A 9,888-nucleotide genomic window follows, 5' to 3' on the forward strand; every position below is an offset into this window, starting at 1 on the left:
TTTTATGGCTTCATTCAATGAAGTAGATGGTGTGCCCGCAACAGGTAACAAATGGTTGCTGACAGATGTGTTGCGCAAGCAATGGGGCTTTAAAGGTTTTGTGGTTACCGATTACACAGGTATAAATGAAATGATGGATCATGGTATGGGAGATCTGCAAACGGTTTCTGCATTGGCTTTAAATGCAGGCATTCATATGGATATGGTTGGCGAAGGTTTATTAACCACCCTTGAAAAATCTTTAAAAGAAAAAAAAGTTACCCTGCAGCAAATTGAAAATGCCTGCAGGTTGGTGTTAGAAGCAAAATATAAATTAGGATTGTTTGACGACCCTTATAAGTATTGTGATGAGAACAGGGCAAAGACAGAAATATTTACTGCAGCCAATAGAAAAATAGCCAGAGAGATCGCAACAGAAAGTTTTGTGTTGTTAAAGAATCAAAATAATTTATTACCGTTGAAAAAATCATCTACCATTGCATTAATTGGCCCATTGGCAAATACTAAAGAGAATATGCCGGGCACCTGGGCAGTGGCAACAGATTATTCTACACCCATTTCTTTACTGGCAGGGATAAAAAATAAACTGGGAGCCAACGCCAATATTATTTATGCAAAGGGAAGTAATTTAGATGAAGACAGTGCGTTTGAAGAACGTGCCGGTATGTTTGGCAAAGAAACATACAGGGATAAACGCAGTACCGAAATTATTTTAGCCGAAGCTTTGGAAGCAGCCGCTAAAGCAGATGTAATTGTTGCCGCATTGGGAGAAAGTGCAGAGATGAGTGGCGAAAGCAGCAGCCGCAGCGATATCAATATTCCAAAATCACAACAGGATTTATTAAAAGCTTTATTAAAAACGGGTAAGCCGGTGGTATTAGTTTTATTTGCAGGCAGGCCAATGACCATCAAATGGGAAAACGAAAATGTTCCTGCAATTTTAAATGTTTGGTTTGCAGGTACCGAAGCAGGTGATGCCATTGCAGATGCCTTATTTGGAGATGCGATCCCCTCGGGAAAATTAACTACAACATGGCCGCAAAATATAGGACAGGTACCATTGTTTTACAATCATAAAAATACTGGCCGTCCATTAGAAGATGGCAAGTGGTTTCAAAAATTCCGCAGCAATTATTTAGATGTAAGCAACGATCCACTTTTTCCTTTTGGTTATGGATTAAGTTATACCAATTTTAATTACCGCGATATTAGATTAAGCAGCACAACTTTAAAAGGCAATCAAACCTTAACCGCTTCCGTTACTTTAACCAATGCCGGAAAATACGATGGGGCAGAAGTGGTGCAGCTATACATTGGTGATGTGGTGGGCAGTGTAACCCGGCCGGTAAAAGAATTAAAAGGTTTTCAAAAAATAATGTTGAAGGCTGGAGAGACAAAAACGGTTACATTTAATATTACACCCAACGATTTAAAATTTTATAATTACGATTTAAAATACGATTGGGAAGCCGGGGATTTTGAAATAATGATCGGCGGAAATTCAAGAGATGTAAAAAAAGGAAAAGTAAATTGGAGTAAATAGTTTTTTGGCCTGCCCCGATATTTTCGGGGGCCGGGCGGCAGAAATGCTATTTGGCTGCAGTGGTAGAGTTTATCCTGAGGAACGAAGGGCACTCTTGTACATTTTTTCCTTATTGAGCTTTTATTATGTTTTGCTTTTGATTCATTTTACTGTAAGCCTGAGCTTGTCGAAGGCGGGCTGCACATAAAAGAATCTGCGTGCATTAACCCGCCTTCGACAAGCTCAGGCTTACAACTTTTAGTAAAGGAATAGTAATGTATAGCATACAATATTTATTATTTTAAAATAAAATAGATCATGAAAAAAATTATCTTCTTCTTTATTATCTTTTTTTCTGCCTTTAGTATTGCCCACTCACAGGATAAATCACTTTATCAAAAACATAGTTTCATAAAAGGCACCGATACTATGCCTTACCGTTTATTGCTCCCTGAAAATTATGATGCATCAAAAAAATATCCGCTGATACTTTTTTTACATGGCGCTGGCGAACGGGGCAATGATAACGAAGCACAACTAATGCATGGCAGTAATTTATTTCTGCGTGACAGCATCCGAAAAAAATATCCCGCCATTATTCTCTTTCCACAATGCCCTGCCAAAAGTTTCTGGAGCAATGTGGCTATAAAAAATAATGCAGCGGGAGAAAGGGAATTTACTTTTCATACCGGTGGTGCACCCACCATTGCAATGGATTTGTTGCAACAGTTACTTTTTGAAACCATAAAAAAATATAAGGTTAACAAAAAACAAATTTATGTTGGCGGACTTTCTATGGGTGGCATGGGCACTTTTGAAATTGTTAACCGTAACCCCAAATTATTTGCAGCTGCATTCCCCATTTGTGGCGGAGCAGACAGCAGTGCAGCACCCAATTTAAAAAAAGTAAACTGGTGGGTTTTTCATGGTGCAAAGGATGATGTAGTGTTGCCCGTATATTCTGAGCGTATTGTAAATGCATTACAAATAATAAATGCCAAAGTAAAATTTACCTTGTATCCAGAAGCTAATCACAACAGTTGGGACAATGCATTTGCAGAACCTACTTTATTACAATGGTTATTCTCCAACAAAAAATAAAAAATGAAGTTTCAAAAATTTTTACAACCTATTGTTTGTTTATTCTTTTCCGTAATTCTTTTTTCTTCAACTTTTGCACAAAAGAAATCAATTGATGCAAAAGTAGATTCCGTTTTAAAACTGATGACACTGGATGAAAAGATAGGGCAGATGAACCAGTACAATGGCGATTGGGAAGCTACCGGACCCATAACAAACGACGGAGATAAACAAAATCAAATTCGTAAAGGCATGGTGGGTTCCATGTTAAATGTAACAGGAGTGGAGCATACCAAAGCATTGCAGCAAATGGCCATGCAGTCACGAATGAAAATTCCATTATTGTTCGGGCAAGATATAATACACGGTTATCGCACCATTTTTCCAATTCCATTAGCAGAAGCAGCCAGCTGGGATTTATCTGCCATAGAAAAAAGTGCAAGAATTGCAGCCATAGAAGCAAGCGCAGTAGGTGTACACTGGAGCTTTGCACCCATGGTGGATATTGCCCGTGACCCACGCTGGGGCAGGGTTATGGAAGGTGCAGGTGAAGATCCTTTTTTAGGAAGTGCCATAGCAAAAGCAAGAGTACAAGGTTTCCAGGGAAATGGCTTGGGCAGTACTGATGCAGTCATGGCCTGCGCCAAACATTTTGCAGCGTATGGTGCGGCTGTGGGTGGCCGTGATTACAATGCTGTTGATATGAGTCTTCGTCAATTACACGAAATTTATTTGCCACCATTTAAAGCCGCACTGGATGCAGGTGCCGCAACATTTATGAATTCGTTCAACGATTTAAATGGTGTACCTGCAACGGGCAATAAATATTTGCAAAGAGATTTATTAAAAGGTCAGTGGAAATTTAAAGGCTTTGTAGTAAGCGACTGGGGCAGTGTGGGAGAAATGATCAATCATGGTTATTCAAAAAATAATTACGAGGCAGCCATGCATGCCACCAACGCCGGCAGCGATATGGATATGGAAAGCAGGAGCTATATTCAAAACTTAAAACAATTGGTAAAAGATAAAAAAGTTACGGTTGCAACAATTGATGATGCCGTAAAAAGAATTTTAAAAAAGAAATTTGAAATGGGTTTGTTTGAGGATCCTTATAAATTTTGTAATACAGTAAGAGAACAACAGCAATTTAATAATGCCGCACATTTACAGGCATCGCAAACGATGGCCGAAAAAAGTATAGTGCTGTTGAAAAATAACAATCAATTATTACCCTTATCAAAACAAACCAAAAACATTGCATTGATTGGCCCTTTTGTAAAAGCAGTAAGGGATAATTTAGGTTTTTGGAGTTACAGCTGGCCCGATGATACGGCAAGAGTGGTTACATTGTACCAGGGCATTCAAAAAAAAATGAGCAGCACTACAAAATTATTATACGCCAAAGGTTGCGACATTGATGATCAAAATAAAAATGGTTTTGAGGAAGCGATTGCTGCTGCAAAAGAAGCAGACGTAATTATTATGAGCATGGGTGAAGCCAGCAACTGGAGTGGCGAAGCTAAAAGCCGCAGCAATATTCATTTACCCGGCGTGCAGGAAGATTTAATAAAAGCCATACAGGCAACTGGCAAACCTGTTGTAGTATTAATAAATGCTGGCCGCCCTTTAATTTTTAACTGGACGGCAGATAATGTGCCCGCCATTTTATACACCTGGTGGTTGGGTACAAAAGCCGGTAATGCCATAGCCAATGTTTTATTCGGCGATTATAATCCTGCTGCAAAATTACCGATGAGTTTTCCACGTACGGAAGGACAAATTCCTATTTACTATAATCATTACAACACCGGCAGGCCTGCGGCCAACGACCGTGACGTAAATTATGTATCGGCTTATATCGATTTGCCTAACAGCCCAAAATTTTGTTTTGGTTATGGATTAAGTTACACCACTTTTAATTACAGCGCCATCACTTTAAACAAAACACAATTAAAAGCCAATGAAAAAATTGAGGCAACCATTACCATCACCAACACCGGTAATTTTGATGGGGAAGAAGTGGTGCAATTGTATATACGAGATATGGTGGCTTCTGTTGTGCGACCAGTAAAAGAATTAAAAGGTTTTCAAAAAATATTTTTAAAGAAAGGAGAAAGTAAAGTAGTAAAATTTATAATTACGGTTGATGATTTAAAATTTTATAATAATGAATTGAAATATGCGGCTGAACCCGGAGACTTTAAAATATTTATTGGTACAAATTCCGCACAAGCAAAAGAAGCCAGTTTTGTTTACGCTAAATAATCTTTACAGATTTTCAGGTTTTATAATTTATTTTGCAGTATGCCATTTTATGCAATCATTATTCTTATCATCTTTATCACCGGTTACATTGCCATTGCATTTGAACAATCTTTAAAAGTTAATAAGGCTGCCTCAGCTTTAATAACTGGTGTATTATGCTGGACAGTTTACATAATCACCAGTGAAGATGTAAATGCAGTAAGTGCATCGTTACTGCATGGCTTTGGTGATATCGCTTCAATTCTATTTTTTCTTTTGGGCGCCATGACAATCGTAGAATTAATAGATTCTCACAACGGCTTCGATATTATAACCCGTAAAATAACCACCAAAAGTAAAAAGCAATTATTATTTATCATTGCTATAATTACTTTTTTCCTTTCTGCGTTACTGGATAATTTAACAACAGCAATTGTAATGACTTCGCTTTGCGTAAAATTATTAAATGAAAAAGAAGACAGGCTTTGGTTTGCAGGTATAATAATTATTGCAGCAAATTTAGGTGGTGCATGGTCGCCATTGGGAGATGTTACTACAACCATGCTTTGGATCGGCGGACAAGTAACCGCACTAAATATCATTTACACTCTTTTTATTCCATGCATTATTGCCTGCATCATTCCTGTATTAATTGTTGCCAAAAAGTTTAAAGGTAAAAGTTACCAGTCATTACCGGTTATTAATACAACATCACGCCAAAAAACAGATGGTAAAATTATTTTGATCAGCGGACTTGGGTTTTTACTTTTTGTGCCGTTGTTTAAATCGCTTACACACTTGCCGCCTTTTATGGGCATGCTGCTGGCATTAGGTTTAATGTGGGTAATCACCACCATTATTCATAAAGATAAGAATGCTGATTATGCAGAAAAATATACAGTAGCCCGTGCATTGCAAAAAATTGATACGCCCAGTATTTTATTTTTCCTTGGAATATTATTGGCTGTTGCTGCATTACAATCAACAGGCTTACTAAAAAATCTTGCCGGTACTTTAAGCACTATTTTTAAAAATGATTATTTGATCGGTACTTTCTTAGGCTTGCTTTCTGCGGTGGTGGATAATGTGCCATTAGTTGCTGCTGCACAAGGCATGTACGATTTAAACACTTATCCTACCGATCATCCGTTCTGGGAATTTTTAGCGCTTACTACAGGTAGTGGCGGCAGTGCTATTATTATTGGTTCGGCAGCTGGCGTTGCAGTAATGGGTATCGAGCAAATTGATTTTATGTGGTATCTTAAAAAAATAAGCTGGATAGCTTTGGTAGCTTTTGTGGTAGGTATTGGAGTATTTTTATTGCAGCAGTATTTAATTAGCTAGTTTTTATCCTTCATTTTTAACACCACTTTTTCATCTAATAAATTGAATATCTTTTTATAAATATCTTTTATCAAACTGTATTGATCCACTCCAAAAAGGCTTTTATTAAATTGAATTTTTAAATTATAGTATATCGTATTATTTTCTTTATTAAAAACTGTCTGCCTGTCAAAAATAATATCATCATTTGGCAAGTTAAGTCTTACAGTTTTGGGCAAGCCATCAACTTGATAATTTTCCGGAACACTGATAACTGCGTTAACATTAACAGATTGTTTATAACCGAAATTAATACTTGAAAAACGATTATCGCCTAAGAAAGGATTTTTATCAAATCCCGAAAAAAAATTGAGTGGAATAAATTTATAATCAGCAGTAGTGCTTACAGGAATGTTAAAATCAAACTTTTGAATAAGAGGTAAAGAATCGTAACTGGCATTTTCGATAACAAAAGAATCAACCGTAAATGTATAATTTTCTGCTTTAAAATACTTTTCCTTAAATTTTTCTTTATCGGTATTATATTTTCTCTCTTTTTCTACCCTTGCATAATCAGTGCTTTTTATTTCTACTTTAGTTTTTAAAAAACCATCATCTGTAACCTGCATTTTTAAACCTATATCTTCTTTATGCTGTATTGAGTCGGAGCTTATAAATATTAATTCCCCAATTATCCTGTCTATTAAAAAACCGGTAGTGTTTAATAAGTTGCCGGGAATTAAGTTAGCAGGTGTGTATTTATCTGTTGCATCTAAAAAATATTTTTTTTTCTCTAAAATAACACAAGCTATCATTTTATTAAACTGGTCGATGTAAGGATAAGTTGGATCTACTTTACCGTTTTCTCTTTCACTTACCAATAAAGGAAAAACATTTAGGTCGGCATTATTTAAAAGGTTTATTAAAATCAAATTAATATCTCCGGTAGTACCTGTACCTTTTTTCCAGGCATTGTTTACGCCATCAATGGAACCAATGCTGTAAAAATTATTCCAAATCATTTTACTTTTTACATAGTTATAAATTTTAATAATTTTTTCTTCTGAGGATTTTAGCAGTTTTACTTCCCTGATAAAATCATTAGTACCGGAAATATCAGCAAGAATTTGCGGCCCAAAATTTTCTCGAATTAATAATCCCGTATTTATCCAAACCCATGATGGTTGAAAAACTATAGCAATGTTTGAACCCCATCTTGAGTTATACCCGTTAATTTGCAAGTTTACCCCTTGGATGTTATCCTCTTTTGCATCCATAAAAGGTTCTGATGCAATAGCAGGGATATTTCTCATTTCGAAAAATATTTTCCCTTGCTCGGGCAAAACTGTTGCTTCTAAATCTGGCCTTTTATTTATACGATATGTAAATGATTTATTGGGTATCATTTTAAGGTGATACCTGCTGATCATTACTGGTATGTCCTGTTGAAAATGCCAGTCTCTTAAGCCGTAATAATTCTTCATTGTACTTTTAAACTGATATTCAAGAATGCTGCCTGCTTTTACGGATGGGAATGCAAAGTTAATTTCGCCAAACCTTTCATTTACTTTTGTAGTATAAATTGATTTTTTACCAACTTTTTGTTTCGTAAGTGTACCATCATCAGCAATATTTATAGTTATTGCTTCAAGCTGTGAAATTCTTTCAAAATCATTTTTTCTAAAATATGGAATAGAGATATTAGCAGCTTTAGTGCCAGATTGCTTTAAAATTTTAATTCGTATATGGTGAGTAGTTATTAGTTGAAAGTTATCTTCTGGATAAGAAAAAGCTTCGTGAATTAAAACAACAGCACCGGCTTCTTTTTCAAACATGCATTCCTTCATTTCAATTTCTTCTTTGCCTGGCATCCCAAAATCTGGGTAATCTTGTGCAACAGAAAATGTATATAATAAAATAAGAATAAAAAATAAAATATTTTTTTTCATTTGGTAATTTTACGGAATAGCACTAGGTTTTTATATTCTCAAAATACGGCACCTCATCATTACTTACACTTTCTTGCTGCTGCCAGTAAGCTAACGTAACCACATGGCCGCTTTTTGTTTTCAGCAATCTTCCAAAAATAGCATTGATAGCGTTGAAGGTATAATCTGTTACACCCACAGTAAATGTTTCCGGAGCTGCTGCAGCAGGTTCAGCAACAACTGGAGTTTCGCCTTCTGCTTTTACTACAGGTGCTACTGCTTTAGGCGGCGGCGTAGCAACTGTTACAACAGAAAAACCATTTTGCTCCAGCACATCTTTTAAAAATTGAGCTCTTTCCGGTGCTACATTTTTTTCTACAATGCCACATTTAACACCGTTTAATTCTTCAAACTCGTGATTTTTATTTATTGCCATAATTGCCCTATCCCCTGAAGGGGAGTTATTTAAAGTTTATAATTTTATCAATCAGCTTGCATAAAGGTAAGTTCAATTTTATACTATAGTTCGAATAACTCCCCTTCAGGGGATGAGGGCTTAAATAAGCGAAATAATGTAATCGTAAATCCAGCTTACTATGCCTGTAAGTACCACACCGCCACTGCAAATTAATAATCCAAACTTTACCGATGGTTGCAAATCTATTTTTTCAACAGGCATTTCATTCTTATCCATAAATACTGATCGTATCACTCTTAAATAATAATACAAAGAAACGATCATGTTTAATGCTGCAATAATAATAAATGCGTAATTGGCTTTAGCTGCACCTGCAGTTAATAAAAATAATTTTCCAAAAAACCCTGCCGTTGGTGGAATGCCAGCTAAAGAAAATAAAGCCAATGCCAGTACCCAGCTCAAAAATTTATTGTTTTGATAAAAGCCTTTATAATCTATAATATTTTCTTTACCGGTTTGCGCTGCAATAGTTGCAGCTATACCAAATGCCGCCAGGTTACTAAATACATAAATCAAAATAAAATAAATAACTGAAGAAGTACCTTCTGCAGAATTACCAGTGATACCCACCAAGATAAAACCTACTTGTGCAATAGAAGAAAAAGCCAAGAAGCGTTTGATGTTTTGCTGGCGAAGTGCAAATAAATTTCCAATGATCATTGTAATAACAGATAAAACCATGACCATATTATACCAAACCGCCTCCATGGGTTGAAACACTTTGTACAATGTGGTTATAAATACAAATGCAATAGCACCTTTTGAAATTACTGAAAGAAATGCAGTAACAGCAAATGGCGAACCTTCATACACATCTGCCGTCCATAAATGAAAGGGTACGATAGATAATTTAAAAGCAAAAGCACTTATTAAAAAAACAAACGCCATTAATTGTAATGAACTTCCGGTAAGTAACGCAGGTAATTCTGCAAAACTTATAGTGCCTGTTGTGCCATACACCAATGAAATACCAAATAATAATATACCGGATGAAAATGCTGAAGACAAGATCATCTTCATGGCTGCCTCGGAAGATATCTTTTTTTGCAGATCAAAATTAGCTAAAGCTGCAACCGGTATAGTCGCCAGTTCTAAAGATAAATAAAATATTAAAAAATTACCACTGGATAATAAAAAGAACATGCCTAATAAAGCGGAGAGCAGCAGTATAAAAAATTCAGCTAAGTTGTCTGTCTTTTTAAACCAGCCGGCAAATAATAAGGTAATTAAATACACTCCCAAATTCAAAATGCTTTTTTCAAAAGCGATTAAGGGAGTAGTTTGATACATATTATCAAACAGGTTGCCATCTA

The 9,888-nt window shown here is 35.9% G+C and carries 7 protein-coding genes; 4 read left to right on the top strand and 3 right to left on the bottom strand.

Going from position 1 to position 9,888, the window contains the following annotated elements:
• The 4 genes from ACY651_RS17230 to nhaD form a co-directional block, all read left to right on the top strand.
• A partial coding sequence (locus tag ACY651_RS17230; RefSeq protein WP_462254736.1) for a glycoside hydrolase family 3 C-terminal domain-containing protein occupies positions 1-1,543 on the top strand: 1,543 nt, incomplete at its 5' end.
• A 297-nt stretch (positions 1,544-1,840) separates the two neighbouring features.
• Complete coding sequence (locus tag ACY651_RS17235; RefSeq protein WP_462254737.1) at positions 1,841-2,623, top strand: carboxylesterase family protein; 783 nt, start codon at positions 1,841-1,843, stop codon at positions 2,621-2,623.
• Between the two features lie 3 nt (positions 2,624-2,626).
• Positions 2,627-4,867, top strand: a complete 2,241-nt coding sequence (gene bglX, locus ACY651_RS17240; RefSeq protein ID WP_462254738.1) for a beta-glucosidase BglX — start codon at positions 2,627-2,629, stop codon at positions 4,865-4,867.
• Between the two features lie 39 nt (positions 4,868-4,906).
• On the top strand, positions 4,907-6,190 hold the full coding sequence (nhaD, locus tag ACY651_RS17245) for a sodium:proton antiporter NhaD (protein WP_462254739.1): 1,284 nt from the start codon (positions 4,907-4,909) through the stop codon (positions 6,188-6,190).
• On the opposite strand, the gene ACY651_RS17250 is transcribed toward nhaD, so the two are convergent.
• The 3 genes from ACY651_RS17250 to ACY651_RS17260 form a co-directional block, all read right to left on the bottom strand.
• On the bottom strand, positions 6,187-8,118 hold the full coding sequence (locus tag ACY651_RS17250) for a DUF3857 domain-containing protein (RefSeq protein WP_462254740.1): 1,932 nt from the start codon (positions 8,116-8,118) through the stop codon (positions 6,187-6,189). The two genes, nhaD and ACY651_RS17250, sit on opposite strands and share 4 nt — an antisense overlap.
• 22 nt (positions 8,119-8,140) lie before the next feature.
• A complete protein-coding gene (locus ACY651_RS17255; protein ID WP_462254741.1) occupies positions 8,141-8,533 on the bottom strand; it encodes a hypothetical protein in 393 nt (130 codons plus the stop codon).
• Positions 8,534-8,653: 120 nt separating this feature from the next.
• A partial coding sequence (locus tag ACY651_RS17260; RefSeq protein ID WP_462254742.1) for an NADH-quinone oxidoreductase subunit N occupies positions 8,654-9,888 on the bottom strand: 1,235 nt, incomplete at its 5' end.

This window comes from Ferruginibacter sp. (genome assembly GCF_031391665.1).
GTDB lineage: Bacteria > Bacteroidota > Bacteroidia > Chitinophagales > Chitinophagaceae > Ferruginibacter.

Excerpts from the sequence above, each read along its gene's own strand:
- ACY651_RS17255 (WP_462254741.1), bottom strand. The coding sequence starts at position 8,533 with ATGGCAATAAATAAAAATCACGAGTTTGAAGAATTAAACGGTGTTAAA.
- ACY651_RS17250 (WP_462254740.1), bottom strand. The coding sequence starts at position 8,118 with ATGAAAAAAAATATTTTATTTTTTATTCTTATTTTATTATATACATTT.
- ACY651_RS17235 (WP_462254737.1), top strand. The coding sequence starts at position 1,841 with ATGAAAAAAATTATCTTCTTCTTTATTATCTTTTTTTCTGCCTTTAGT.
- nhaD (WP_462254739.1), top strand. The coding sequence starts at position 4,907 with ATGCCATTTTATGCAATCATTATTCTTATCATCTTTATCACCGGTTAC.
- bglX (WP_462254738.1), top strand. The coding sequence starts at position 2,627 with ATGAAGTTTCAAAAATTTTTACAACCTATTGTTTGTTTATTCTTTTCC.